General features: G+C 69.0%; 28 protein-coding genes and 1 pseudogene. 15 read left to right on the top strand and 14 right to left on the bottom strand.

Annotation, left to right across the window (positions count from 1 at the left end; translation table 11 throughout):
• Positions 1-103: 103 nt before the first annotated feature.
• From ABZ172_RS06035 to ABZ172_RS06005, 7 genes are all read left to right on the top strand, one after another.
• Positions 104-991, top strand: a complete 888-nt coding sequence (locus tag ABZ172_RS06035) for a DNA cytosine methyltransferase (protein WP_356880900.1) — start codon at positions 104-106, stop codon at positions 989-991.
• A gap of 93 nt (positions 992-1,084) precedes the next feature.
• Positions 1,085-1,684, top strand: coding sequence for a DUF4913 domain-containing protein (locus ABZ172_RS06030; RefSeq protein ID WP_129856978.1), 600 nt, complete (start codon positions 1,085-1,087; stop codon positions 1,682-1,684).
• Positions 1,681-2,451 carry a glycosyl hydrolase gene (locus ABZ172_RS06025; protein ID WP_356880657.1) on the top strand — a complete coding sequence of 257 codons (771 nt, stop codon included), beginning with the start codon at positions 1,681-1,683 and terminating at the stop codon, positions 2,449-2,451. Before ABZ172_RS06030 ends, ABZ172_RS06025 begins: the two co-directional genes overlap by 4 nt.
• On the top strand, positions 2,448-2,924 hold the full coding sequence (locus tag ABZ172_RS06020) for a hypothetical protein (protein WP_129856976.1): 477 nt from the start codon (positions 2,448-2,450) through the stop codon (positions 2,922-2,924). The genes ABZ172_RS06025 and ABZ172_RS06020 overlap by 4 nt, the downstream gene beginning before the upstream one ends.
• Complete coding sequence (locus ABZ172_RS06015) at positions 2,921-3,586, top strand: hypothetical protein (protein WP_129856975.1); 666 nt, start codon at positions 2,921-2,923, stop codon at positions 3,584-3,586. Before ABZ172_RS06020 ends, ABZ172_RS06015 begins: the two co-directional genes overlap by 4 nt.
• Positions 3,587-4,433: 847 nt before the next feature.
• Positions 4,434-5,285 (top strand): winged helix-turn-helix transcriptional regulator, encoded by an 852-nt coding sequence (locus tag ABZ172_RS06010; protein ID WP_129856974.1) that lies wholly within the window; start codon positions 4,434-4,436, stop codon positions 5,283-5,285.
• A gap of 115 nt (positions 5,286-5,400) precedes the next feature.
• A complete protein-coding gene (locus tag ABZ172_RS06005) occupies positions 5,401-6,351 on the top strand; it encodes a DUF317 domain-containing protein (RefSeq protein ID WP_129856973.1) in 951 nt (316 codons plus the stop codon).
• Positions 6,352-6,899: 548 nt separating this feature from the next.
• Here ABZ172_RS06005 and ABZ172_RS06000 read toward each other — a convergent pair.
• Complete coding sequence (locus tag ABZ172_RS06000) at positions 6,900-7,379, bottom strand: hypothetical protein (protein WP_242534163.1); 480 nt, start codon at positions 7,377-7,379, stop codon at positions 6,900-6,902.
• Positions 7,380-7,381: 2 nt separating this feature from the next.
• On the opposite strand from ABZ172_RS06000, the gene ABZ172_RS05995 reads away from it, so the two are divergent.
• The 3 genes from ABZ172_RS05995 to ABZ172_RS05985 all read left to right on the top strand — a co-directional run bounded on the left by ABZ172_RS05995 (position 7,382) and on the right by ABZ172_RS05985 (position 8,453).
• Positions 7,382-7,729: a DUF317 domain-containing protein gene (locus tag ABZ172_RS05995; protein WP_129856972.1), complete on the top strand. Its 348-nt coding sequence runs from the start codon at positions 7,382-7,384 to the stop codon at positions 7,727-7,729.
• Between the two features lie 96 nt (positions 7,730-7,825).
• On the top strand, positions 7,826-8,038 hold the full coding sequence (locus tag ABZ172_RS05990; protein WP_129856971.1) for a hypothetical protein: 213 nt from the start codon (positions 7,826-7,828) through the stop codon (positions 8,036-8,038).
• Between the two features lie 100 nt (positions 8,039-8,138).
• Positions 8,139-8,453 (top strand): esterase, encoded by a 315-nt coding sequence (locus ABZ172_RS05985; RefSeq protein WP_242534162.1) that lies wholly within the window; start codon positions 8,139-8,141, stop codon positions 8,451-8,453.
• A gap of 123 nt (positions 8,454-8,576) precedes the next feature.
• Here ABZ172_RS05985 and ABZ172_RS05980 read toward each other — a convergent pair.
• Positions 8,577-8,823 (bottom strand): annotated as a pseudogene (locus ABZ172_RS05980) (YnfA family protein); the annotation flags it as partial.
• 491 nt (positions 8,824-9,314) lie between these two features.
• Here ABZ172_RS05980 and ABZ172_RS05975 point away from each other — a divergent pair.
• The gene (locus tag ABZ172_RS05975) at positions 9,315-9,824 is read left to right on the top strand and encodes a hypothetical protein (RefSeq protein ID WP_129856970.1); all 510 of its coding nucleotides are present in this window, start codon (positions 9,315-9,317) and stop codon (positions 9,822-9,824) included.
• A 113-nt stretch (positions 9,825-9,937) separates the two neighbouring features.
• On the opposite strand, the gene ABZ172_RS05970 is transcribed toward ABZ172_RS05975, so the two are convergent.
• From ABZ172_RS05970 to ABZ172_RS05930, 9 genes are all read right to left on the bottom strand, one after another.
• Positions 9,938-10,342, bottom strand: a complete 405-nt coding sequence (locus ABZ172_RS05970; RefSeq protein WP_129856969.1) for a hypothetical protein — start codon at positions 10,340-10,342, stop codon at positions 9,938-9,940.
• Positions 10,343-10,448: 106 nt separating this feature from the next.
• Complete coding sequence (locus tag ABZ172_RS05965) at positions 10,449-12,221, bottom strand: relaxase/mobilization nuclease domain-containing protein (protein WP_129856968.1); 1,773 nt, start codon at positions 12,219-12,221, stop codon at positions 10,449-10,451.
• The gene (mobC, locus tag ABZ172_RS05960; protein ID WP_194546433.1) at positions 12,221-12,886 is read right to left on the bottom strand and encodes a MobC family plasmid mobilization relaxosome protein; all 666 of its coding nucleotides are present in this window, start codon (positions 12,884-12,886) and stop codon (positions 12,221-12,223) included. The genes ABZ172_RS05965 and mobC overlap by 1 nt, the downstream gene beginning before the upstream one ends.
• Positions 12,883-13,107 (bottom strand): hypothetical protein, encoded by a 225-nt coding sequence (locus tag ABZ172_RS05955; RefSeq protein ID WP_129856966.1) that lies wholly within the window; start codon positions 13,105-13,107, stop codon positions 12,883-12,885. The genes mobC and ABZ172_RS05955 overlap by 4 nt, the downstream gene beginning before the upstream one ends.
• Before the next feature lie 89 nt (positions 13,108-13,196).
• The gene (locus ABZ172_RS05950; protein ID WP_129856965.1) at positions 13,197-14,264 is read right to left on the bottom strand and encodes a DUF2637 domain-containing protein; all 1,068 of its coding nucleotides are present in this window, start codon (positions 14,262-14,264) and stop codon (positions 13,197-13,199) included.
• Entirely contained in the window at positions 14,261-14,827 is a 567-nt protein-coding gene (locus ABZ172_RS05945; RefSeq protein ID WP_129856964.1) for a WhiB family transcriptional regulator, read from the bottom strand. The genes ABZ172_RS05950 and ABZ172_RS05945 overlap by 4 nt, the downstream gene beginning before the upstream one ends.
• Positions 14,828-14,943: 116 nt before the next feature.
• Positions 14,944-15,651 (bottom strand): ATP-binding protein, encoded by a 708-nt coding sequence (locus ABZ172_RS05940; RefSeq protein ID WP_356880651.1) that lies wholly within the window; start codon positions 15,649-15,651, stop codon positions 14,944-14,946.
• Positions 15,651-16,670, bottom strand: a complete 1,020-nt coding sequence (locus ABZ172_RS05935; RefSeq protein ID WP_129856962.1) for a hypothetical protein — start codon at positions 16,668-16,670, stop codon at positions 15,651-15,653. The genes ABZ172_RS05940 and ABZ172_RS05935 overlap by 1 nt, the downstream gene beginning before the upstream one ends.
• 1 nt (position 16,671) lies before the next feature.
• A complete protein-coding gene (locus ABZ172_RS05930) occupies positions 16,672-16,815 on the bottom strand; it encodes a hypothetical protein (RefSeq protein WP_308295582.1) in 144 nt (47 codons plus the stop codon).
• Between the two features lie 601 nt (positions 16,816-17,416).
• On the opposite strand from ABZ172_RS05930, the gene ABZ172_RS05925 reads away from it, so the two are divergent.
• Positions 17,417-17,863, top strand: a complete 447-nt coding sequence (locus ABZ172_RS05925; protein WP_129856960.1) for a Secondary metabolite protein — start codon at positions 17,417-17,419, stop codon at positions 17,861-17,863.
• A 42-nt stretch (positions 17,864-17,905) separates the two neighbouring features.
• Here the strand turns inward: ABZ172_RS05925 and ABZ172_RS05920 are convergent, their stop codons facing one another.
• Positions 17,906-18,751, bottom strand: a complete 846-nt coding sequence (locus ABZ172_RS05920) for a helix-turn-helix domain-containing protein (protein WP_129856959.1) — start codon at positions 18,749-18,751, stop codon at positions 17,906-17,908.
• Positions 18,752-19,191: 440 nt separating this feature from the next.
• Between ABZ172_RS05920 and ABZ172_RS05915 the strand changes: the two genes are divergently transcribed.
• Genes ABZ172_RS05915 through ABZ172_RS05905 form a run of 3 tightly spaced genes read left to right on the top strand, consistent with a single transcriptional unit; the run spans position 19,192 to position 21,999 of the window.
• The gene (locus ABZ172_RS05915) at positions 19,192-19,641 is read left to right on the top strand and encodes a regulator component (protein WP_252938959.1); all 450 of its coding nucleotides are present in this window, start codon (positions 19,192-19,194) and stop codon (positions 19,639-19,641) included.
• Complete coding sequence (locus ABZ172_RS05910; protein WP_356880648.1) at positions 19,638-20,816, top strand: MAB_1171c family putative transporter; 1,179 nt, start codon at positions 19,638-19,640, stop codon at positions 20,814-20,816. Before ABZ172_RS05915 ends, ABZ172_RS05910 begins: the two co-directional genes overlap by 4 nt.
• 4 nt (positions 20,817-20,820) lie before the next feature.
• Complete coding sequence (locus ABZ172_RS05905; protein WP_129856957.1) at positions 20,821-21,999, top strand: cytochrome P450; 1,179 nt, start codon at positions 20,821-20,823, stop codon at positions 21,997-21,999.
• Positions 22,000-22,182: 183 nt separating this feature from the next.
• On the opposite strand, the gene ABZ172_RS05900 is transcribed toward ABZ172_RS05905, so the two are convergent.
• Entirely contained in the window at positions 22,183-22,692 is a 510-nt protein-coding gene (locus ABZ172_RS05900) for a topology modulation protein (protein ID WP_129856956.1), read from the bottom strand.
• A gap of 196 nt (positions 22,693-22,888) precedes the next feature.
• Positions 22,889-24,019 (bottom strand): hypothetical protein, encoded by a 1,131-nt coding sequence (locus ABZ172_RS05895; RefSeq protein WP_129856955.1) that lies wholly within the window; start codon positions 24,017-24,019, stop codon positions 22,889-22,891.
• Between the last annotated feature and the right edge of the window lie 165 nt (positions 24,020-24,184).

Below are 24,184 nucleotides of genomic sequence, written 5' to 3'. Positions count from 1 at the left end.
GTCCCCCGGGTGTGCGTCCTGACGGCCGGCTTCCCCTGTCAAAGACGTCTCGGTCGCCGGCCGCCGGGCCGGACTCAACGCCCAGACCCGCTCCGGGCTCTGGCTGCACGTCGCCCGTGCGGTCGCAGCCCTCCGACCCTGCCTGGTTGTGATCGAGAATGTGCGCGGCCTCCTCACCTCCCCCGCCGGTTCCCCTGGCGACGTGGAACCCTGCCCGTGGTGTCTGGGAGACACCGCAGGTCAGCCTGCTCTGCGGGCACTCGGTGCCGTACTCGGATCCCTGGCCGACCTCGGGTACGACGCGAAGTGGCTCGTGCTTCGCGCCTCCGACGTCGGGGCCCCGCACCGCCGCGAGCGGACCTTCCTCGCCGCATGGCCCGCCGGGCACCCTGCTGAAGACGCCGACCAGCAACATCGGGAAGAACGGCGGCAGCCAGCATCCATCGAAGCGGAAGAGCGGGGGGCACGGCCCGAACCTGGCCGACGAGGTCGAGTGGCTGCTGCTGCCGACCCCGAAGGCGTCGGACGGAATCAAGGGCTCGCCGAACCAGCGGCACGGCAATGGCGACATGACCCTGCCCAGCGCGGCTGCGTCGTTGTTGCCGACGCCGAGGGCCAGCGACACGGGCACCCAGGGCCGCCGCGCGGGGAAGGGATGGCGGCCTCCCTTGTCGGCGGTGGTCCTGCCCCTCTGGGCGGAGGAGACGCCGGAGGCGGGGACGCGGACCGGCGATGGGGAGCGTACGGATCCGCCATCACCCGATGGGAGAGCCTCACCCGCCCGGCCCCGGCCCCCACGGACGGCGCCGGTCGGCTCCGCGCGGACTTCGTGGAGTGGATGCAGGGCCTCGACGCCGGCTGGGTCACCGCGACTCCGGGGCTCGGACGGCCGGCGCAGCTCACCGGGCTCGGCAACGGCGTCGTCCCACAACAGGCTTCGCACGCGTTGCGGTTGCTGGCACCACCCTTTCCCCGCTGCGCCGACCGATAGCGCTCCACTACCGCGATTTTCCGGCCGGACCAAACCGCTGATTCTCCGGATCCTCTCGGGCATGTCGCCGTCTCACAGATGGAGCACACCCCCATGGCCGACACCAGCCCGACCTCCCCCGGCCCCGAGCCGTACCGCGTCCCCGACGCAGACCTCGACGACCTCGCCAGCACCCTCGCCAAGACCATGGCCGAGGTCAGGCAGCACGGCGTCATCCTCGACCGCCTCGGCTCCGAGCCCAAATCCGGCGCCATCCAGCCGCCGGACGGCGCTCCGGAAGCCGAGGCGGCTGACGGGAAGAAGCCCGACGGCCCCGCCTCGGTGTTCATCCTCGCCCTGGGCGGCAAGGAGTACGCCGTCGAACTCGCTACCCTCAGCGACTGGGTGAACTACCTCTTCCTGCCGGTGTACGGCCGGGAGATCAGCACGAGCCGTCCCTGGTGCGCGCGCTGGCACGAACACCCCGAGGCCGTCGCCCGGCTCCACGCACTCTGGCTCGCCTGGCAGCAGTTCACCGACACGGAGGCCGGCCTGTCCGGCCCCTCGACGTGGCACCGCGACCACCTGGACCAAACCCTGGCGCACCTGCGTGCGCCCGACGGACCGTTCGCGGCCTGCACGACCAGCGCGACTCGCCCCAATCACCGGGTGCTGGCCACCCCGGCGCCCGAGCAGGCGGGGGTGGCGGCGTGAACAACATTCTCGACTTCGGCCTCGCCGATCTATCGCCGGTCGACGAAGACTCCGAGGAGGCGATGGAGGCTCTCTGGGCTGGCGACTTGACGGTGCTGTCCCAGCACCACACCACGCCCAACGGTTCGCACAGCTTCGTCCTCGCCCACGACCGATCGGTCACCTGGGGGATACCCGGCGAGCCACAGCTCGTTGCGATCGCGGTCGCTCGGGATCTGCGGCAGTCCACGTTCACGTTCGAGACGAGTCACCACGCCACGGCGTCCTTCGCCCAGAACTGGCTGGCAGAACGCGGCTGCCCGCTCGAACGGATCGCACTGCACGGTGGCGACTACATCGAGCCCGCCGACGACCTCACCCTCCAGGTGGAACAGCAGATCCAGAAGTCGGGCACCCGCTGCGAGGTCCTCGACACCTACACCTCTGACGACAACCCCAGCGAGGCGTGGACACTCGTCAACGACTCCCAGGCCACCCAGGCACCGGTTCGCCTCTTCCACGAGGAGTGGAACCACGGTGCCGGCACGTACACGATGCGCGAAGGCGCCTGCCCCGACGTCGGCGTCGCCCAGACCTGGCTGGACGAGCGCAGTGAACCGCTGCCCGAGCCTCCGGAGTACAGCGACCACAACGGTGCTGTCGTCCGGGCCCGCATCGCCCTTTCCCGGTCCGCCGGCACCTCTCCGACACCGCAGACCGGGCTCGACGCGCCCCGCGCGTCAGCGGCGGTACCGGTCCAGCGCGCGGTCCAGGGGAGGCTGCTGTGAGCCGCGCCCGCTTCGCCTTCGCCGCGCACCCTGACGCCATCACCGACCTGCGGCAACTCCCCCCTGAGATACGGGATTTGGCCTTGCTGGAGCTGCAGAACCTGGTCCACGGAAGCGACGACTGCTTGCCGTTGAAGGGCCGCCTCGCCGGCTTCCACAAGGTGTACGTCGACCCGGAGGTCTCTTACCGGCTGGTCATCCAGTTCCGCCAGGCCCCACCGACCTCGACCCACAAGCGCGAGATCTACCTCGTGGCGGCTGGCAGCCGGAAGGACTACGCGGTCTACCGCGCGGCCCACCTACGGACCGAGCCCCAGCAAGGGGTCGGCCCGGACTCCGCCACGGAGGCCCGCGTGCAGGCCGCACGGTCTCGCTCAACGCTCACCACCGAACGGCCGACAACGGGCCGCGCGGCTGCCCCGTCACCAGCGCCGCCCTCGGCCACTGCTTCTCGAAAGGTTGCCCAGCGATGACCAACGACCGTACTGCGCGCACCCGTTCGGAGCTGGCGGATCTCCTCACCGAGGCCGCTCAGAACGTCGGCGGCATCCCTGCCGCCGAGTACCCGATGGCCGCCGCCCGCTCTTACCTGCATCCCGTCTTGGGTCCGCTGGCCGCTGGGCCCCGCGTGATCACCGAGCTGAACGACCGGTTCGAGGGCTTCGTGGCCATCGAGCCACGCCCTGCTGGTTCGGCGGGCCTGTTCGCTCTGGCCTCCTACGCCTCCGCGCTGGGGTGGCTCACCGAGTCGTTCGCCGAGCTGACCTCCTCGGTCGATGAAATCTGTACCCGCGTGGGCATACCCACGGAGCCACGCGCCCCGATCGTCGCCGCGCCCGGTGGTACGGAGCGGGACGACGAGTTCGACTTCGTCTCCAACGCACTTGAGTTGGAGGCGGTCCGCAACGCAGCCGAGGCCGCCGGCCTCGCGCCGGACGACTACGTCGAGGTTCTCTCCCAGTCGCTGCTCGCCGCCGCCCGGATCACCGACGCCTGCATGGAGATCTCCAGCGGCCTGCTCGATGACGCCGATCTCCTCAGCGAAGTGAGCGACCGCCCTCGGCTCGACAACGATCCCGGGAGCCTGCCCGCTCTGGTCCGCTCCCTGCTCGCCCGGATGGAGACGACGGAGTGAACCCGTACGACGCAGACACACACCCTGGGCCTTATCTCGTCGTCGAAGTGCTCGGTGTCGGGGATGTCAGCGTGCACGCCCTCGCACATGGTCCGGAGGAGCCGCTGCACCAGGCCGCTACACGCGTCATCGAAGCCGCAGCGGCGCTGGACGAGCGACACGAGAGCGTGCTCGACGCGGTCCAGCGCGCTCAGCGGCTGCTCGAAGGCACTGGTCGGGGTGAAGTCGGCCGAGCCCAGGTCTCATACGCGCTGCTGCGCACAGCTCTCCCGGACCTCGGAGACGGCCTGGCCCAGCAGGACCGGGCATACAGCCAGCTCGTCGAGTCCCTGTCCGCCTACCGCCGGCTTCTTTCCTCGCCCGAGCCTGCTCAACACGCGAGCAACAAGAGCCACGGGCAGGGCCAGAAGACGAGGACCCACCGGGACGACGACTGGGCCGTCGCCGGGGAGCGCGGGCTGGTAGCCCTCGAAGCGGTTGCGGCCGGAGGTGTTCGCTTTCGCCGCAACGCGATCGGCGAGGACCCGTACATCTCGCGGGAGAAGGCCCAGTGGCAGGACTCGGCGGTCTTCCCGCAGACCGTGCAGCGGCTGGTCGCCGACGGGCTACTGCATCAGGACATCACCGAGAACGTGTACCGGCCCGGCCAGCTCCTCTCGCTCACTGCGCAGGGGGAAGCCGCCCTGCGTGATGGTCGCGCGACGACCTCCCGGGTGTCCGCCGCCCTCGGCCGCACCACCACGCGGACCACGTCAGGCGCGCTCTCCGACCCGGCCGCCGTGCCTGTCGCCAGGGCCTCCCTCGCGACCCCCGCTCACGCTGACCTCATCCCGATAAGGACCCCACCATGGCTACCCCCGGCCTGCCTCCCACCTTCTCCATCGCTTCCATCGACGCCCAGCGGGTCGAGGAGGCTCTCGCCCGGATCGGGCCCAAGTGGACCACCTGGACCGCGATGACCCTGGCCCAGGTGAACGGCCCCGTGCGCGTCCGCGACGTTGCTGCGCAGCTCCCCTTCGTCGGTGAGCAGTTCGTCGGCAAACGGCTGGCCACGATGCACGCTGACGGATTGGTGATCCGCGATGACGACCGGCGGGGTGCGCCGTACCGGCTCAGCGCGCTCGGCACGTCTCTGGCCCCCGTCCTCCGCACGGTCTCGGACTGGTCCCGCACCCACCTGACACAAGAACCGATAGCCGAAGCCGAGCGTGTCGAGGACGCGCTGCGCCGCCTGCATCTTCGGCACTCAACTGCCGTGATTCAGGCCCTCGATTCGGCTGACGGCCAGATGCGGTTCGTTCACATCGCCGAGGCGGCCGGTCTGGACAACGGCCTCGCACGGCAGCGACTTGTCAGGCTTCAGGCCGATGGCCTGGTCACGCGGACGGGCTCCCGGCACGGAGACCTGTACGTGCTCACCGATGCCGGCCAGGCGTTGGGGGCCGTCTACGCGAGTGTCGAGCACTGGAGCCAGCCCTTCGCGCTGCGAGGTGGAACAGCGGCACCGCTTCCGGCAGCGGCAGCCACGCGCACCCACGTCAGCATTCCGCTGGGGGCGGGAGCCGACAGCGCCCGGACCGCGGCGGCCCTACGACGGAGCGCCGCCGCGTCGAACGTCATGTTCAGCCACGCGCCTCAGCCGGAACCGCGGGTGCCAGCGGCCGTGACCGCTCAGTCGGTACCGGGCCGGGGCCGGTGACGGGGGTGAGAACGAGAGGCCACTCGCCGCCACTACGGCATCCGCGTGCGCTCCGGCGGCTCCCGCCGCTGCATACGCGGATCCGTTCTCCTCCTTCGCTTCCGGAGACTCGACCATGTACGCCCCTGATGACCCGACCCGGTACCAAGAGGTACTGGTCAGCCCCATGTATCTGGCTGGTTCCAACGGGACCGGTGAGGCTGGCTTCGCGCCCGTCGCCCACTGGCCCCATCAGCACCTCGATGAGGGCCCCTGCCAGCTCCTCGTGACCTCTCCCGACCAACGGATTCGGATCGGCTGGTTCGGCGACGACTTCGAACTGTGGAAGATCAGCGCAGCCGAGGACGCCTTCTCGGCGCCTCGCTGGACGGCAACGTGCAACCACGTCACCCCGGCCGAGATGGTCGCCGGCCTCACCGCCGCACTGGTCCAGGACTACGACGAAGCCATCGCCTCCGACACCCCCGGCCGCTTCTTGACAGGACCAACCGTCCCCTGGAGGGACACCGTCCGGCCGCTGACCGATGCCGGCTGGAACCTTGACGGAGCTGCTGAACTCGGCACCGTCGAGATCATCGCTCCTGACGACCAAGCGGGCATCCTCATCGATCGGCGCGGCTACGGCTCCGACCGCACGACCGTCGAGCTGTGGGCTGGCCCGCCGGGCTGGGGCACTCGTGCCGAAGCGACGTTCACGGCCCGCACCCCGTCCCACTTGATCGCCGCAACCGCCGCTGTGATGGCGAAGTCGACCCCGGTGGTCCGTGAACGCCACCAAGTCGACCGGCGGATGCAACACCTTGTCACGATGACCCCTGTCGCTTCGGCCACGCCGATCGCCGAGGCTCAGGTTTTGCGCGCTCCGACTCCGCTGGACGTACGCCGCACCGCGGTCACCCAGGCCGTACACCGTGCCGCGCGGGCACCACGCACAGCAGCCGACCTCCGGGTGATGGCCGCGCAGAGCCGCTCCACGGGGGCGGCGCAGAAACGGACGGGACACCCCGCGCCCGCGACCTCTGCCCGGCTGCCGGCCAGCTCGCCGACGCCCCGGCGCGGACGCTGACTCCCGCCCCAGGCCGCACTCCACTCGCGACCGTCCCCGCCCAACAGGAGTTCCACCATGCCCACCACCACCATGCTCGACCAGGCCACGGCCATGATCGAGAACGCCTGGGGCCAGCCCATCGAAGCTCTTGAGGTCCTAGGGGTCCGCCGCCCAGCGAGGACCCGCTCCTGCGCTGCGCCATGCACACCCGCGCGGCCCTGGCCATCACGGACAGCGCGGTAACCGTTCACCAGAACCGTCTTTACGCCCTGTCCCTGCATGGGTACGTGCCTGACTTCTACGAACTCGACCGGATCACCGAAACGGCGGTCAGCCTCCGCGTCGCCCACGCGGAGAGCCGTGCGTACCTCCAGGCGATCCGGCGCGTGGTGGAGGCTCGGGAGGCCGCCGCACCCGAGGTTGAGGCACCGGCGGTTCGGCTGGCTCAGGCTGCTGTCGCCCGCTCCGGGCAGACGCGGCACGCCCCGGGGCCGCGCCCGAACCGTCCTCTCCGGCGGCGGTCGTAGGGCCGTCAGCGCCCACAACGGGGCCCCGGCGTTGAAGGCTTAGCTCCGATTCTCGTCGCGGTGGCCCTCTTCGGCCCGGGGGCCCACCGCGCGGGCCAGCTCCTCCACCGTCAGCTCCACTCGCCGGCCTTCGGCAACCCGGCGCTCCACCATCTCCTCATCCGGCCACTGGTCGGGCTGTGCGCCGACTCCCCACTGGCCATCGGCGACCATCGCGATGTCGCCCACGGTCCAGGGCCGTCCGGCGGCGCGGATCTTTCGTTCCAGTCCGGCGCCGTCCCAGTGTCTGCTCGCCTCGGCCATCCCCTGCTCCCCCTTCACCAACGTGCGGTCCCTCACCGCAACCCAGGTACGACAACTGCGGTCGCAGGTCCATTCCCGTCCCGCCGACCGCTCGCTGGTGGTTGCCAGTTCGCCCACGGCAGACGGCATCCCCGGGAAACGACTACGCACTTCGGCATGCTGCATGCCAACGTACGGGTGTCGGGAAAACCGCAGGTCAACGAAGGGATCGTCCAACCGTGAACGCCTCTGCCACCCTCCTGCCCGCCGTCGTCCGCCCCGCCGTGGAAGACCGTCACTGGCTCTCCTCCGACCACTGCGCCGCTCCGGTGCTCGACCTCTTGGACGCTCTCGGCTGGACGATCGCCGAGACCCCGGAGGCCAACATTCACATGACTAGCCCGGAAGGCGGCGTCTACGTCGGCTGGCTACCCGAAGACCCCTCCGCCTGGGCGCGCGAGATCGTCTGGCGCGTCCAGGTGCTGCCCGCCGACGGCGAGGTATGGGTCCAGGAGTTCGGTGTCCACGCCCCTTCCGAGGCCGTCGCCGGATTCCTTGCCGCCCTCGTCACCCACTCCTCGTGCTGACTGCTGATCAGGCTCCGCTCATACATCCACCGACGGCTCGACGACTCCCCGTCGGGTCGACCAGCCCCTCAACGTCCGCCGTTCACGGAGAATCCCTTGCCCCAGTACCTGACCGTCGGCCACCTGCTCCGCCAGTTCCAGGAACTCGACCCCAACCTGCCGGTCCGTCTCGCCGTCAACCCCGACTTCCCCTTCGCTCACTTCGTGGGGGCCGAGGTCGTCGTCCGCGACGGCACGGCGTACATCGCCGACGACGGCCAGGAGAACTACCTCCCGGTGGGAGCGCGCGACGCCCTCACCTGGGCCTGATCGCTTCCCTACCACCACGGAGGCTTCCATCTCGTCACTCTCGCACCCCGCATCCCGCCTCGCACTGCACACTGTCGCGGCGCTCCCCATGCCGACCGGCGTGCACAGCGCGCTTCTCCAGCGCATCTCCACCCGCCCCGACGGTCCCCTCGACATCACCTGGCTCGCCGAGACTTCCGAACTCCCCCTCGGGCGCATTCGACTGCGCTGGGAGCCCGCATCGCGCAGCGGCTGGGACGTCACGACGTACCTGGGGCTGACCACTGCCGAGGTGCTCCTCGGTTCCTGGCCCGCCTCCCCGGACGACTGGCCGCGCCTGGTCCGTCCGACCCTGTACGAGGTGACCGGCCTGTGCGCCGCCCTCTCTTTCGCGACCGACGCCCTCGACCTCTCCAACCGGCTCTCCGGAGTCTGACCGAGTACCGCCGAAGGCCGCCCTACGCCGCTCAGACAAGGGCGGCCTCGTCGTGCGTCCACCCGTTCGTTGCGTCCGCTCGACCTGCCGAAGGGAGAACACCGTGGCCGACCACCAGAGGCTACGCGTCGCGTACATGATCACGGCCATCCCCGCGAGGCACACCTGGGCGCCGATCACGTCCCCGCGTCAGGCCGGTAGCCATCGGCGACCATGCCACCCAGGTGATCGACCCGGCCACACAGATCCCGCCGTACACGGCGAGGATGCGCCCAAAGTTGTCGTCGGACTGGAAAGTGGCCACCACCCCATACGAGCCCAGCGCGGTTACGCCATCGCCGATCCAGATCCAGCCCTGGTGCTCGCGGAGAAACAGTCAAGCGCTGCGGATGGGACCTTTCAACGGGGTGATCTCAGCAGCTGGCTAGCCGGGCATTTTCGCGCACCTTCGAGGCGGTGTTGGCGGACAACAGCGCAGCGGTAGCCCCAGCGTGACAACATCAACGCATGGGCATCTTCAACTCCATCGCGCGTGGCCTCGGTAGCCTCCGCCTGCTGTCCGATGCGGAACTCGCAGACGAGGGCGCGCCCTGCGAGAGCGTTACGTATCCGCTGGCGATATCAACGAAGCGAATAGACTGTACGACGAGCTGCACCGCTACGACGCAGAGATGACTCGCCGTGCAAACGAGGCCTATGCCCGCGAGAACCCGAACCCACCAGAGCCAAGGCATCGCGAGCACGGGTGGTACCTGCCGAACGACGACTAAGGCGGGCGTCTACAGGTGACGAGTGGGTTCGTTTGCATGCAGTTCCGGCAAACCCGCCCACCGCGCAAGGTTGTTGGGCGAAAATCCCTGCATGCTGGCACCGATCCCTCCTCCCCCACCGTCGCAGCGGAGCGTCATCATCAAGAAGCCCCGCAGCCTGGCCCGACGGCTCATGCAGGAGGTCGGTAGCGGGCCGCTACCCGTTCTCGCCCTGCGCATCCAGGACCGCGCCCGCGCCACCGCCAAGGACTTCCTTCGCGAGCACGGGTACCGTGAACATCGGCTCTACGTCCTGGAGATCGCAGGACACACACCCCGCATCAAGATCGGGTACAGCAGCGCTCCGTGGGAACGCCTCACCCGGCACATCGGGGATGCCAATCGCTGGCAACACACGCTGATCCAGGCCCATTTCTCCGACGCTCTGCCCGACAAGGCCACGGCCAAGAGCGCCGAGCAGCAGGCGCACGCGTTCATGAGCACGTTCTATGACTGCGTGCCGGGCTCTCCGGAGATGTTCGTTGGCAGTGACTTCCGCGCCGGGAAGACCTGCGTGGAGACTGCCGTGGCCTGTGCGCTATGTGGGCGGTCGGAGCAATAGTCAAGGTCTGTGGACCGCTGAAGTCATGGCGCCACACTCGCAAAGGCGGCTAGGCCCGATTGCAAAGAGCCCCCATCACCGGTGACGCCCTCGGCGTTCCGTCTGGTACTCGCCTACTCCAGGTAGATGCCGGCGAATACGCCGTCGAACCCGAGCGCGGTCAAGCCCGCCTCGACACTCGGGTAGGTCGTCCCGTGCGGGCCGCCGACCAGGGCATCGAAGTCGGCGCGCCTGATCTCGGGCTCGAGCCACTGGTTGCCGCACCGGCAGCGGACCCAGACGTTGCGCCCGTGGTTGATGAGCAGCCAGTCGCGTCGGGCACGGCAGGCAGAGCACATCACGGGCATGCCGCCGAGAGCGAGTTCGCGTGAGTGGCCGACGCAGCGAATTGCCCCGGGGCCGTCGGCCGACCGCGTCTCGGCCTGGAGCTGCAGCAGGGGGTCGGTACCAGTGGGGACGACGGGCAGGACGGGTGCCGGCTCCGTGGTGCGGGTGGTGGTTCTGAGCACGAGCGTCATCTCCCGGTTGTCGGTCCTGTCTTCATCCGTAACAGCCGGTGGAACCGGCTGTCCATACATTTCGCAGCGTCCGCTCGGCCGGTGGTCTCCGTCCGGTTCGACGTGGTCAGCGACGTGGCGAGCGGCGGTTGGGGTCTTGAGCAGTTCCGAGCGGTACGGCTGCCGTCGCGTTTCGTTCACTGGTGCGGCTGCTCGGCGTAGTGGCCTGGCGGGTGGCGGCCTGCGGACGACGGGCACCGTCACCCGGGTGTGCCGGGAGCTGGGCGATGCGCCGCAGACGCCAGACCAGGACGTCGTTCACGTCATCGGCGCTGTCGAGTTCGCGCATGTCGATGGCCTGGCGCAGGAGGGCTTCGGAGTCATGGCCTGCCCGCTCGGCCTGGGCGAGAGTGGCGACCAAGGCGTCGGTCCTCGCTTCCGTGCCTCCCGCCCGTACGACGTTCTCGGGCAGGACGGCGCGAAGGGTGGCCTCGTGCATGAGGCGCTGGGCGTCAGGAAGGGCGCGGCCTTGGTCGTGCAGCATGCGCATCGGGGTGGCGGCGGCCTGGCGGTAGGCGGTGCGTAGGTGCGCGGCGGCTTGTCGGGAGGCGTGGGCCTGCTGGGCGTGTCCGCGGGCGGAGTGCCAGCGGGCGGCGGCGAGGGTGACGAGGACGAGGGTGGAGACGAGCATGGCGGTGGTGCCGCCGTCCTCGCCTCGGCCGAGCGCTCCGCCGGCCTGGACAATGCCTCGGGCGGCTGAGCGGAGGGCTCGGGTGTCGGCGCGTTCGGCGCGGACATGACTGCGGGTCGCCCGTTCGAAGGCGCGAGCTGCGGCGGCCAGCTCGGTGCGGGTGGTGGCCGGTGAGGTCTGGGCCACTGCGTCAAGGAGTTCTCCGACGCCGACGAGCTGGGGGGCGGCCTCGCCATCCTCGTCGCGTTCCAGGAGCGTGGCTGAGCGCTCTGCGATGACGGTGGCGTTGCGTCGTTGACGGGCGGGCGGTGACCAGTTAGTCCGGTCAGCGCCGACCGCGGGAGCGCTCGGCTCGACGGCCCCGTCGGTGAGACGAAGGCGGATCTTCGGAAGGGAGAGGTCGGGGGCCAGTTTGGAGCCGGGGTACCAGACCGGGGCTCCGTCGCGGTTGCGGTCGCCGGGCAGGGCCACGTTGTAGCCAAACGCGTCACCGGACGGTGCGTGCCGCAGCTTCACCCGTACCCCCGCTTCTCGGAGCCGCGTGAAGAACTCCTCTTCCGAATCCGCTCCCGCCACGGCTCGACGAACGGCCTCGCGGAGCGTCTCGCGCGAGGTCTCCGGGCGGCCGGTTCGCTCGGCCTTGAACTTCTCGGCGCTGCTGGGATTCTTCGCTGCGGTTCCGTCGCCCGCGTTCAGGCGCCGCAGGCCCATCTCCTTCTCGATGCGGCGGCATTCAGCCTGGGCCTTGTTGAAGTCGTAGTTCAGACGCGGGTTGCGCAGGTCGCCGCGTACGAGGGTGGCGACGATGTGGATGTGGTCTTCCGCGTGGCGGACGGCGATCCACCGGCAGCCGTCGGGATCACCGTCCGGGGCGATGCGGGTGGCGTGGACGATGCGCTGGGCGACCGCGTTCCACTCTTCGTCGTCCAGCCGCCGGTCCCCGGGGGCGGTGCGGACCGAGCAGTGCCAGACGTGCTTGGCGGGTGCGCGGTCGCCGGCCTGCTTGACCCGCAGGTCCAGGGCGGCGGTGAGCCGGGCGAGGGTGACCTTCGGGTCGGAGTCGAGGCCGGTGTCGCGGCCGGGGTCGGGGGCGAAGCCGTCCCAGGAGCCGACGAGGTGTGCGTCGGTGTGCTCCTCGCGCCGTCCGGGGCCGTACAAGTAGACGAGCAGGCCGTGGGTCCGGGAGCCGCGTCCGATGTCGGGAACCATCACAGCCGCCGGGTCACCAGGTCGTTCGCCGCGTCATCAACGCGGGCGAGAAGTCCGGTCAGCGCGCTCAGCGCGTGTTCGAGTTCACCGGCGCGCGGCTGGCCACCGCTGTTGAGGACGAAAGCGATCTGGTTGATGTTGTTGCCGATGCGGGCCAGCGCGGTGCGCAGAGCGGCGAGTTCATCGATGGCGGTGTCGAGCTGGTCGTTGCTGTGCACGGCGGCGCATCCGCGGGCGGCGCTCAGGCCGGAGACGGCGAGGAAGCGGGCGACGGTGACGCCGCGCTTGGTGGCGGCCTCGGCGATCTCGGTCTTCTCGGTGTCGGAGAGGCGGGTGGTCGTCTTGCGGGTGCGCTCGCTGGGGTTGCGGGTGCGGCGGCGCGGTTTGCGGTCGGGGTAGGCGGGCGTGCTCGGGCTCGGCTGCTCGCGGTGGTCGTCGCGGTCGGCTTCTCCCCCGGTGACCGGCGCCCCCTGGTGCCGGTTGCCCGGCTGGTCCCCGTGCGCCCTCGCTCGGGGACCAGCCGGGCTTCCCCCGCCCTCCTGGGCGGGGGCAAGTGCGTACGTCGGGCCGTAGGACCGTCGTACGCGATAGCTTGCTCCGCCAGGAGCCGTGGTGGGGTCACGCTGCTGTCCAGCGGAAGTGGCCACCGGGTCGTTGGTGTTCATCGGCTCGTCTCCGGGTCCTGCTGCTGGATTTCGCGGACGAGTTCCTCGATCCAGTCCATGGCCAGGACGAGGTGGTGCAGGGTCCAGGGCCGGTCGTGCTGCTCGCGTTGCACGATCCAGGTGGTGTCGGGGCCGGACTGGGCGCGGTGGAAGTGTCCGTGCTGGTGCAGGACGGTCAGCCAGGAGTCGACTTCGGCGGGCGTGGCCGGGTGAGTGCGCATCGGGTGCTCTCCGCTTCTGCTGTGGCGGGATGTCTCGGAGACGTGCGGAGCGGGTGACCGACTCGGTCACCCACTCCGTGGAGGTTCGGTCAGGGCCGGGAGGAGGTGACCGGCTGGCGGTGCTGCTCGCGCAGCTGGGCCATCAGGGCGGTCAGGGTGTCGCTGGACAGCGGGATCTGTTGACCTCGGATCGCCTGGGCAACCACCTTGCGGGTGAGTTTGTCCTCGGCCCTGACCGCCGACCGGGCGATCTTCAGCAGCTCCTCGGTGTCCGGGTCAGGACGCCGGTCACCAGTCGGCTGAGCAGCCCGGTCAGTGACCGGCGGCGAGGTGACCGGCGGGGCACTGACCGTCGCCGGGCTGCTCTGGCCGTCACCGACCGGGGCAGCGCCGTCGGGGCGGTCAGCACCCGTCCGCCCCTTGTCCGCCTGTCCCGGCAGGTCAGGGGCACCGTGGCTCCGGTTGGGGTGGTCGGTGACCGACTGGCCGCTGGCCGCCGGGGTCGAGTCTCCGGTCACTGACCGGGTGGCGGTGTCCTCGTTGGTCGGGGACAGCGGCAGCCGGTCGGTCAGAGCGGTGACCGACTGACCGGGCTCGACCTGACCGACCGCTGACCGCTGCTGACCGGCCCGGTCGGTCCGGGTGACCTCGATGGCTTCGCCCCGGTCAGTCTGACCGAGGTGACCGGGCTCACCGAGGTTCTGTCGGTCAGCGTCCGTGACCGGGCCCCGGGCGATGAGGATGTAGAGGTGGACCGCTCCGGCCAAGGCCAGCGGGGCGACGGTGGAGAGCACCGCGACCACCGCGTCGCCGAGCCGGAGGCCGGTGCCGGCGACCGTGTCCTGGTTGATGCGGACCGCGTGGAGCGCGTTCGCCCAGATGCTGGCGGCGGTGGCCGTGCCGAAGAGGGCCCAGACGTAGAGCCGGGCGCGCAGCGGTGCGTCCCGCAGGACCAGGAGGGCTCGGATGCCGTAGGCGATGAAGCCGTCGATCACCAGGGGGAACAGGTAGGTGAGGAAGCCTCGGATGTGGATGGCGACGGCCATCTGCTGCAGGGCGTCGTACGACAGGGCGCATCCCGCGCCCCCGAGGGCCACGACAGCCGCGCGGTCCCACCCGGATATGTGCGCCGTCTTCGGCGCGCTCGCGATGTTCATGCCGCCGTCCCGAAGTCGTCGCGGATCAGGCGCTCGCCGCTGGTCTCGGTGGGTGGGGTGTTCGTCTTGGGCTGGTTCAGGGTTCGGTTGCGCTCGGCCCGGCGGATCTCGCGGTATCGCTTCTTGGCGTGCTCCTCGGTGACCTTCAGAAGCCAGGCCAGGCGCTGCTCGCTCACCCCGTGGCGGTAGGCCGCATACTCGACCGCGCGGCGCTCCGTATGTGTGAGGTGCACGTCGCGCCCGGCGATGGTGGCGTTGACGCGGCTGTAGTCGAGGCGGCTGGCGAGCTTGTCGTGCAGCGGCCCGCGTTCCTCTTCCGTCAGGCCGCCACGGATCCCGTCGGTGTCACCCCCTTCGAGAGCGGAGTCCAGGCAGGTGCGGCGGACCGGGCACTGGCCGCACAGGGCCTTGGCCGTGGCAATCTTGGCGGTCTCGTCGGGTTCGGGGAAGAAGACTTCGGGGTCCACCGGGTTGTACTCGGTGCTCTGGCAGATGGCATCGGCCTGCCAGGTCTGGTCGCCGAGCTGACGGTGGTGGGCGGGGCCGTTCATCGTGCTGGTCATGCGGGGTGCTCCGATCGCTCTCCGCGCGCAGGGGCGTCGGCGGAGAGGTGCGCTGGCGGTAGGCCCCCTCGGACGGCGCTGCGGGGGCGCGGTCCGGCGGGGTGGCCTGTGGGGAGTCAGGCGGCGGCGCTGTGGCGTCTGCGGTCGACGGCCTCGAACTCGACTCGGGCGGTCATCTGCGCGAGCCTGCTGGCGACGCGATCGCCGAGGTACGAGCGCAGGTCCTTGATCGCCAGGTTGGTCGTGATCAGCGTGGGGAGTTCGTAGTTGTACCGCCGGTTGATCAGCCGGTACGTCACTTCCTCGACCCACTCGCTGGCCTTGGCCGCGCCGAGGTCGTCAATGATCAGCAGCGGGCACCGGCTGACGGCCGCCAGCTCCCGCTCGCTGTCGACCCCGGGCCGGGGGCGGAGATCGGCGTAGAGATCGGCGGCGGTGGTCGCGCGCCAGCGCACGCCGACCCCGCTCTCCACGAGCGCTCGGACCGCGCCGTACGCCTGGTGTGTCTTGCCCGCGCCGACGACTCCGGCCATCAGGAGGCTGGGCCCGGTGGTGACCTGCCGCCGGGCTCCCCGGCTGGGGGCGACGGCCGCCTCGGTGACCTTACGGACCCAGTCCAGGACCATCAGGTGGTCGGCGACCGCCGACTGGTAGCGCGGGGGCATCCCGGCTAGGAGGGCGTCGAGCGGGGAGAACGGCTCGTGGTCGTCCGGGAGCGCGGCGGCGTCGGACGGGTCGATGTTGCGGGCGGCCAGGATCCGGGCCATGCGCTCCAGGGTGCCTTCGTTGCCGAGGAGCTGCGGTTCGCGGCGACGGGTGTGCATCACAGCTCCTCGGCGTAGGCGGCGGAAGCGTTGGCCGGGTTGGTCCACGCCTGGTGGGCGGGCACGTTAGGCCGGATTCCCGGCCGCGCCAAACCGCCGGGGCGAGCGTTCATCGCCTCGTTGACCATGCTGGTCAGTACGCTCGGGTGCTTGGGGTTGGCTGTGAAATTCGCCAGCCCGGCTCGGATGTGCGTCGGTGCGATGCCCTCGTCCAGGAGCTTCTTGATGATCCGTCCGAGGTGCCCGATCACGTCGTTCGGGGGGCGCTGGTCGCACCCGGCGACGTACTCCCCGACGAGGTCCTTGGCGGAGATGCCGACTGCGGGCGCTGTGCGCCCCGTAGGGAGAGAAGATCCAGGATCCAAGATCCTAGATCCAGGCGCCGACCCTTCGGGCAGGCTTCGGGGAAGGTTCGAGGAGTCCTCGGGGAGTGCCTCCTGACCTGGGGTTTCCGCTCCGGAGCGGCCAGGGACGTCGACCAAATGATCGGTGGCTGCCTGCCGGTCGGCCGGAGACACGATCACGTACCCGGAAGACGTCGAGGTGGCCTGGGCGGGCAGATCGAGGGATCGGAGAGCGTTCGGCGAAGTCTCGGCGAGTCCTCCGGGAGTGGTGGGCGATCCCTCGGTCTGCTTTGTGCAGTTGCCCTTGCAGGGGCCGCACCGGCCGGCAGCCTGGTGCTGCGGGCACGAGGACAGGCGGGACTGACTCGGTTTGTCGATCTTCTGGTGCTCGGACCAGGTCACGATGTGGAGGTAGCGGCGGCCATCGCAGCCGGTGTACCGGCAGATCAGGCCGGCGCTCGCGAGCTGGTGGAGATCGTCCTCGACGTGGACCGAGGTGTGCTCGGCGCGCAGGGGCCACAGGAGCCCAGCGACGATCGCGGCGTTGTCGCGGTGCCGTCCGTGGTCGTCGGCCTGGGTGAGGAGGCCGAAGAAGGTCCGCTCGGCCTCGACGCTCACTTCGGCGAGCGACTCGGAGAAGAACGCCTCCGGCTTGATGGTGCGTATCCGGGCCATGTCAGCGGCTCCGACCAGCAGCGACCAGGTCGCTGCTTGTGAGGGCGGCGCGCTGGATGTCGAAGGTGTGCGGCCGGGTCCAGTCCACCTCCGGCCAGACCCGCAGGATCCAGCGGGCGGCGACCGTCGCCGTCGTCCGACTCACCTCGAGGGCCTTCCCGCCCTCGTCCCGGATAGCGGCACTCGGGTGTGGCCATGCCCGGCTCGGGTCGGTGAGGCTGACTCGGATCGTGGTCGCGCCCGGGATCATCTCTGCGAGCTGAGCAGCGAGACGGTGCTGTCGTTGGGTATCCGGGCAGGCCGGGTTGACGCTCGGCGTGGCGAGCATGTGATACTCCGTTGTTCGTAGGAACGCGGTGCGGCGGTTCTCGTGCAAAAGCCCCGCCGCCCGCGAGATGTGAATCGATGCCCCTCGGGGTTGTCGGCCCGACGCCTCGGGAGTTGGTAGCTCCCGGGCGCCGGTCTCCTTCGCCCCTGCGGGCCCATGGCCCGTGTGCGTACATCACCCCTCCTGGCTCACCCGACCGGTTTCCCTTGCGCGGAGCAGGACCATATGGCGAGCCCTGACACAAGTCCAGCCTCTCCACATGCCCTGACCAGGCACGGAACACTGCACTGGACGACTCCAAGCGTCAACGTACACCGCAGTTGCGCACTTCCGTCAACTGCAATGTCGATACACATAGCGCCCTGGTCATGATCACCACTGAAGTGGATACGATGGTGGGCATGACGAAGGGCTGGAGATGACCGAGAGGAACGAGCGCACCTTTGCGGAGCTGCTCGACTACTTGTTCCGGGAGGTGCACCCGAAGGGGCGCAGCCCGTACACGTACGCGGAGGTGTCCCAGGGCATCCGCGACACATCAGGCGTGACCATCTCCGCAAGCGCCATCCAGCAACTTCGAACCGGGACCAACACGAACCCGAAGATGCAGACCATCCGGGCTCTGGCCGGGTTCTTCGGGGTGAGTGCGGGCTACTTCTTCGACGAGGCGGAGGCCGAGCGGCAGCGCGCGGAGATCCAGGTGGTTGCCGCCATGCTCGACCAGGGGGTGCGCCGGGTCGCGTTGCGCGCTAACGGACTAAGCGCGTCCAGCCTGAACATGCTGAACACCGTGATCGACCAAGCCCGTCGACTTGAGGGCATGCCGGACGAGGCGGACGAATCAGGGCTGCTCGACGACGAGTGAGGACATCTGGGTTTCATTCCGGAGCATGCCCCCTCCTGGCACTCAGGAGCCGACGCCGCCTTCGTCGACTTCCATCAGCACGACCACCCGAAGGTGATCACTACGCATCGGCCGCAATGCGACGATGCGGATCGCGACCTCCCGCCCCTGGTGGTACGGAAGCCTGAGCCGGCGGAAGTCACCGTGGGAATGCTCGACCATCTCGCGAAGCTCCCACATCTCCCGTGCGGCCGGAGATTCCATGAGAATGTCGCGCTCCAGTTGCCGCAGCGCCTTGTTCTCCGGGTGATGCGCGCGCTCATATCGAATCTGCCCAAGAAATGGGCGCGCCCAGTCCTGCTCCCAGTTCACGAGTTGCTCGCGGGCCTCCGGGTCCAGAAGTGCCCATCTCATCTGATTGGCCCGGTAAGTGACCCATGGGAACCAATCCACCAGCGGACCGTTATAGCCGATCACGTTCCACGCGAGGTCCGTCGCGAAGGCCGGATTGGGAGTCTGACCGTCCAAAAACCGCTGGAGTAGAAACTCGTCCACTTCCGCAGCCCTGTCCGCCTCCGGCACGAGAGCAAGCGCTGGAGGGCGGCCGACGGCTCTCAAGTACAGCGCGCGACGCTCAGCGGGGCTCAGCCCGAGCACCGATGAGATCCGATCGAGGAATTCGGACGAGTACTGGGCTTCATTGCCGCGCTCCAGCTCGCGATACCAACGCTCACTGACTCCCGTCAGGCGGGCCACGTCACGCTGCGTGAGCCCGTCACCTCGGCGCCCTGTAGACACCAAGCCCGGGATTCGTCGAGGATTCGCCCGTCTACGCCACGCCCGTAACAGCTCAGGCAGGGACTCGCCGACGGGTTCACCACCTTCACCCCGCCCGCCCCGAGAATCCATAACGCGAGACTAGGGGCCGCTATTGAGTGACGTACACCACAACCTGCATGAAATGCCTGCCGAATGATCATGAGTCAGTCATTCAGCGTAGTCAGACATAACGGGTAGTCGATCCTTCAATTACTCGGGACGTCGCACCCTCCACCCCGAGATAGCGAGCACAAGCTCGCTCGGACCACGCTCGGGAAACTCGCCATCCACAGCTCCAGCGCTCCTCACGATCACCCTTCGTAACCGGAACTCTCGGTTCCCGGAAGTGTGAGTTCCGCCTTCCGCTTGGCATCCTCATCGCTGTTACTCACTAGCGAGTTGGCGCACCGCCGAAACCGAGGAGGGGGACTTGCGTGCCTTTGCCAGAAATCGACGAGAGCCGACTTCGCACATCATGTGAGGAGCAGGTTGATCTACTGTCCCTGCCACACCGCTTCAGCACGCGTGATTTGCGTGACGCGATAGCAGATCTCCGCGGCAAGCCGATCGTCATGGCGCCGCTGAATACGCTCGGCGCAGTCGACGCGCCATGTGGGATAAGGATCGAGACCCCGACGGTCGACCTCCTTTACTACGAGGAAGGTACGTCTATCCACCACCAGAGACACATCCTGACCCACGAGCTGTGCCACGTGTACTACGACCACCCGGGGAGTCTGGAGGTCGACACGGACATGGCCCGCATCCTCGGTGTGAACCCCACGCTGGTGACGCGCATGTCCGGGCGTACGAGCTACTCGACGGCCGACGAACGGGAAGCGGAGATGATGGCGACGGTTATCCGCCAGCGCATCTACCGCGAGCGTGAATCTCCCTCTCTGCGGCCGAAGAAGGGGCCGGACAGCTGGGACGCACTCTTTGCCCAACCCATCAGGAAGGGGCGGTCCCGCTCACGATGAACACCGTCTTCCTCGGCACGGCATGCTTGCTCGCTGCGGCTTCCGGCTACTGGGTGCTCGGGCGAGGCACGCCACGTCCGACCGGCACGTGGGCCATGGGTGCGCTCCTCGCGTCGTTCGCCTTGGCCTTCGCCTCCTACGCGCCGCTGTTCGAGGACGCTGCCGAGGCGGTAGTACCGCACGTCGCCCGGTTGCTGAGCAACTGCGCCTCGGTGGCAGCTGCCACGGCAGTCCTGGCCGTCTCTTTCCAGCTCAACCTCGAGCCCGCCGAGGCCCAGCGTCGGATCCGACTGCGCCTCTTTCTCCTCGCCGGGTCGGGCTTCGGCATGACCATCCTGTTCGCCTACGAGCAGATGGCCCACCGCTCTCCGCAGGCGTACGCGCTCTACCTGCTCCTGTACATCTCCTACCTGAGCTTCGCCGTCGTCGACTTCTTGGTGCAAGCCGTGCGCCAGTCGAAGTCAACGCGCCGCAGCAGCGTACGAATCGGACTCCGGTTGGCAGCGGTTGGCTGCGGATTCGCGCTCGTCTACACGGCGTACAAGCTAACGCGGCTCGTCGATCTGGGTCTCCACCTCATACCCGACCACCCGGAATGCTCGTCGCTCGTGACCATGCCATGCGTCTTCAGCGTGACCTCGCCGGCACTCGCCGTCCTTCTGATCTGCCTCGGCCTCACCTTGCCCGCTGTGGTCTATCCGCTCAGCCAGGCCCGCCGCCGCCGATGGGAGGCGCAGTCTTTCGAGGCGCTTGGCTCCCTCTGGCAGGACCTCTCAGCTGCGATGCCCGAGATCGTCCTGACCGCCGCAGACGATGCCCAGGACTCTTCGAATGACTCGGACTTCCTGCTCCAGCGGCGGGTCATAGAGATCAGCGACGGCAGCCTCGCCCTTCGGGCGTTCCGACCCCGTGCAGTACAGGAGGCGGCCCAGGACGCTTTCGGCACTGGGACAGAGGAACGTGCTGCGGCAGTCGAGGCGGCTGTCGTGAAGGCGGCGCTGGCCGGCTTGAAGACAGGCCGCGTCGCCGACGACGTCGCCCCGCCAGCCGCGGGTGCCGCCTCCCGGAAGGATCTGCGGGCAGCCACGGAGTGGCTCCTTCTGGTAGCTGACGCTTACGTCAACCGTGTCGGGCGTGTCAGAGACGATGGCCGACCAGAACTGGTTGGAGCCTGAGAGCATGACCGACCCGACGCAGGACCCCCGCTTCACCCAGGACCCCTACCCCACGTACGCGGCTATGCGGTCCACGTGTCCGGTACAGCCCGTGCCCGCGGGCTCCGGCGGGCGTACCAGTTACCTCGTCACCGGCTACGCGGAAGCCCGGAAAGCCCTCGGCGACGCTCGGCTGTCGAAGGACACAGCCGCATTCTTCGCCGGTAAGGGCACACAGCGTCGGCTACACCCTGCTGTGGCTCACACCATGCTCGCCAGCGACCCACCGCAGCACACCCGGCTGCGCAAGCTGGTAACCAAGGCGTTCACGACCGGAGCCGTCACGAAGCTCCGTCCCTTCATTGCCCAGGTCACCGAGGAGCTGCTGGATCAGTGGCCCGTCGGCGAGCAGTTCGACTTCGTGGCCGGCCTCGCGGTCCCCCTACCGGTCCTGGTGATCTGCGAGCTACTCGGAGTACCGGAGGGAGACCGGTCCGACATCCAGCGGTGGTCAGCAGAACTGTTCGCGGCGGGAAGACCTGACGTCGTCGACGCGGCCTCGCATTCGATGGCCGATTACATGACCAGCCTTATCGCCGCCAAGCGCCTGTCCCCCGGTACCTCTTTGCTTGACCGGCTCATCTCGGCTCGCGACGGAGACGATCACCTGAGCGAGGAAGAACTGGTCTCTCTCGCGGTGCTGCTGCTCGTAGCCGGACACGAGACCACCACCAACTTCCTCGGCAACGCCGTCCTGGCCCTGCTTCAGCACCCGGCACAGCTGCATCGTCTTCGGGAGAATCCAGACGATGTCCCTGCTGTGCTCGACGAGCTGCTTCGGTTCGAGTCCCCTGTCAGTACAGCCACATTCCGCTTCACCACCGAAGCGGTCAGGCTCGGCGGCACGGACATCCCGGCCGGTGTACCGGTGCTGGTCGCTCTCGGAGCAGCCAACCGGGACCCGAAACGGTTCCCCGCGCCGGACATTCTCGACCTGGAGCGAGACACCGCTGCCCATCTCAGCTTCGGCCACGGCATCCACCGCTGCGTCGGCGCTCCTCTCGCCAAGGCCGAGGCTGAGATCGCCCTTCGGATGATCCTGACGCGGTTCCCCGAGGTTCGACTTGCCGTTCCGTCTGATCGACTGGCGTGGCGGCACACCCGTCTCGTTCGCGGGCTCGCGTCGCTCCCAGTCCTGGTGTAGCCGCTCGCCAAGCCCTCAGCAGACCGTCTGCTCGCCGTGCGCTCGGAAGTCATGTTTCTGCCTCGGGGCGAGCAGGATGCTGGCTCGCGCCAAATCTTCTGGAGTCCCCACCGCTATGCCATCGTCCGCGACAACCGGATTGGGCTCGTTCATCCCGCGCCCCCAGACAGGGGCGCGAGCCGGTCAGGACTGCTCGACGGCCACCTTCCGCATCCAGCGGCGCGTTTGGCGCCGGTTGGCCAGCAACACCACGTCAGCGCCGGCGCCGAACTCCTCGATCTTCGCCATCACGCGGGGTCGCATCTTGCGCCGGTACGTGGCGACGTACTTGATCACGCCCCAGTGGATGCGGTTGTGCACTCCGTTGCCCTTGTGCCCGGCCCCGTGCCGGAGCTGCCGGGAGAAGATCCCGTACAGGGCCGCCACGGTCGACACGTCCATAAGGACCACCGTGTCGCAGGCTTCGAGCCTTACCTGCAGCGTCGAGTTGTAGTTGCCGTCGATCACCCACCGCGGCTGCGAGACCAGCTCGCGCTGCACGTCGGTGAACTTGTTCCTGGGCAACGCGTTCCACTCGTCGTCGTAGAACGCGGCGTCGAGGTGCGTCACCGGGGCGTCGAGGACCCTGCCCAGCTCGCGGGCCACGTGGGACTTGCCACTGCCTCCGCAGCCGACGATGGCGACCTTCCTCATGGTGCTCCAGCGTAGAGAGGTTGAGGTGATGGGCGAGCCAACTCGCGGGACGTGCTGTGTCTGGCCTCTCCCCTGCCTGTTCAGTTCGGCGCTCAGAGAGCCCTCCACCGACGATGAGCGTTGCCACGCGCCCCTGGCTCCCCTGGTGCTCGACGCCGTGCAGGAAGGGCTGCTCTGGCTGCCCAAGCGCTACGCCTCAAACCTGTGCACCAGTCCCTTCCTGCTGAGGGTGGGATCGCCCGACGCTGGCACGGATCACCTCGTCGCTGCCCCGCAGCGCCTCTGTCATCCTTGCGAGCCAGGGCTCGGGGAGGCTGCCGCTCCCCAGCGCGCATGCACGGACAAGCCGTTGGGCCGCCTCGACCTGGCGCGGCTCGGCGAGACTGGTGAACCGGTGGTCAGCCAGACATTCACGGGCGGCGTAGCCGTCGGTCGCCGCGGCGGCCCTGCGGTGGAGCTCCGCAATCATCCGGTGCGCTGCATCTTCCTGGTGCGGCTCCAGCAGGTCCAGGATCGTCAGGCCGAGGCGCGTGTCGAAGACGGTCATGCCCTGGTCAGGTTGGTGCTCGACGTAGTCCTCGACCAGCGTGTCGAGGAGGGGTACGGCCGGGCCGCGAAGGGCCTCTTTGCACATAACGTCGAGGCAGCCGGTGACGGCGTTCTCCCAGCGTTCTCCGGGTGTGGTCATGGTGATGAGCGCGGCGGCGTCGGTGGGGGTGTGGCTGAGGGCGGCCAGGACGGCGACTTGGCGGCCGTCCAGCATGCGCTGCCCGATGCCCCGGTGTTCCTCGATGTGGGCCAGAGCTTCCGCCCAGCGACCGGCCGTGGTCAGGGTGCGGGTGCCGTCGGCCAGGACTACCTTCCACAGCCAGGTGCGCACCTCGTGGCGGTCGGTGTCGGTGAGGGTGAGGTCGGCCGGGACGTGGACTCCCTCGTACTGAGCGCTGGTGCCGTTGGTGACGGCGTCGAAGAGGTGCAGCAGACGCTGGCGCCCGTCGTCGGCGGCGCCCGCGCGGATCTGGAGACGTGCCAGGTTCACCACGGGTTCGAGTGCTCGGATCGTGCTCATGCCGGGCAGGGGGGTGGCGCGGAGATAGGCAGCGGCGTGCTGGTGGCACATCTTCCGCGCGAGGTCGGGCAGCCCTAGGTCGGAGGCGATGAGGGCGGCCTGGTTGTAGACGGCCGAGGCGAGGCCCTGGTCAGCCTTTGCGGCTGCGGCGTCGGCGAGTTCGGCCAAACCGTGCACCCGCCGGGGCAAAGGCAGGCACGCGGGTCGGAATCGGTAGATGAGCGGAAAGCGCTGGGCTATGGGTCCGTTCAGGTCCATGAGGTCCCCCGGGGATGAAGACGACGAGGAGCGGGGAAGGGCCGCGGGGGGGGGGGGGGCCCCGGGGGGGGGGGGGGGGCCCCCCCCCCGGGGGGGGGGGCCCGGCCAAGGGGTCGCTGATCGGGCGGCCGTGCCAGAAACGTACTCATCGACTACCGCGTCGCG

The organism is Streptomyces sp. NPDC006296, assembly GCF_040613235.1.
Lineage (GTDB): Bacteria > Actinomycetota > Actinomycetes > Streptomycetales > Streptomycetaceae > Streptomyces.
This window is presented reverse-complemented; position numbering and strand designations above follow the sequence as displayed.

Coding starts and splice junctions, on each gene's coding strand:
- ABZ172_RS05900 (WP_129856956.1), bottom strand. CDS start 22,692: ATGAGGAAGGTCGCCATCGTCGGCTGCGGAGGCAGTGGCAAGTCCCAC.
- mobC (WP_194546433.1), bottom strand. CDS start 12,886: ATGAACACCAACGACCCGGTGGCCACTTCCGCTGGACAGCAGCGTGAC.
- ABZ172_RS05920 (WP_129856959.1), bottom strand. CDS start 18,751: ATGGATTCTCGGGGCGGGCGGGGTGAAGGTGGTGAACCCGTCGGCGAG.
- ABZ172_RS05940 (WP_356880651.1), bottom strand. CDS start 15,651: ATGCACACCCGTCGCCGCGAACCGCAGCTCCTCGGCAACGAAGGCACC.
- ABZ172_RS05975 (WP_129856970.1), top strand. CDS start 9,315: ATGCTGGCACCGATCCCTCCTCCCCCACCGTCGCAGCGGAGCGTCATC.
- ABZ172_RS05935 (WP_129856962.1), bottom strand. CDS start 16,670: ATGGCCCGGATACGCACCATCAAGCCGGAGGCGTTCTTCTCCGAGTCG.
- ABZ172_RS06010 (WP_129856974.1), top strand. CDS start 4,434: ATGGCTACCCCCGGCCTGCCTCCCACCTTCTCCATCGCTTCCATCGAC.
- ABZ172_RS05950 (WP_129856965.1), bottom strand. CDS start 14,264: ATGAACATCGCGAGCGCGCCGAAGACGGCGCACATATCCGGGTGGGAC.
- ABZ172_RS05965 (WP_129856968.1), bottom strand. CDS start 12,221: ATGGTTCCCGACATCGGACGCGGCTCCCGGACCCACGGCCTGCTCGTC.
- ABZ172_RS05910 (WP_356880648.1), top strand. CDS start 19,638: ATGAACACCGTCTTCCTCGGCACGGCATGCTTGCTCGCTGCGGCTTCC.
- ABZ172_RS05945 (WP_129856964.1), bottom strand. CDS start 14,827: ATGACCAGCACGATGAACGGCCCCGCCCACCACCGTCAGCTCGGCGAC.
- ABZ172_RS05905 (WP_129856957.1), top strand. CDS start 20,821: ATGACCGACCCGACGCAGGACCCCCGCTTCACCCAGGACCCCTACCCC.
- ABZ172_RS05970 (WP_129856969.1), bottom strand. CDS start 10,342: ATGACGCTCGTGCTCAGAACCACCACCCGCACCACGGAGCCGGCACCC.
- ABZ172_RS06030 (WP_129856978.1), top strand. CDS start 1,085: ATGGCCGACACCAGCCCGACCTCCCCCGGCCCCGAGCCGTACCGCGTC.
- ABZ172_RS05925 (WP_129856960.1), top strand. CDS start 17,417: ATGACCGAGAGGAACGAGCGCACCTTTGCGGAGCTGCTCGACTACTTG.
- ABZ172_RS06005 (WP_129856973.1), top strand. CDS start 5,401: ATGTACGCCCCTGATGACCCGACCCGGTACCAAGAGGTACTGGTCAGC.
- ABZ172_RS06015 (WP_129856975.1), top strand. CDS start 2,921: ATGACCAACGACCGTACTGCGCGCACCCGTTCGGAGCTGGCGGATCTC.
- ABZ172_RS05895 (WP_129856955.1), bottom strand. CDS start 24,019: ATGGACCTGAACGGACCCATAGCCCAGCGCTTTCCGCTCATCTACCGA.
- ABZ172_RS05955 (WP_129856966.1), bottom strand. CDS start 13,107: ATGCGCACTCACCCGGCCACGCCCGCCGAAGTCGACTCCTGGCTGACC.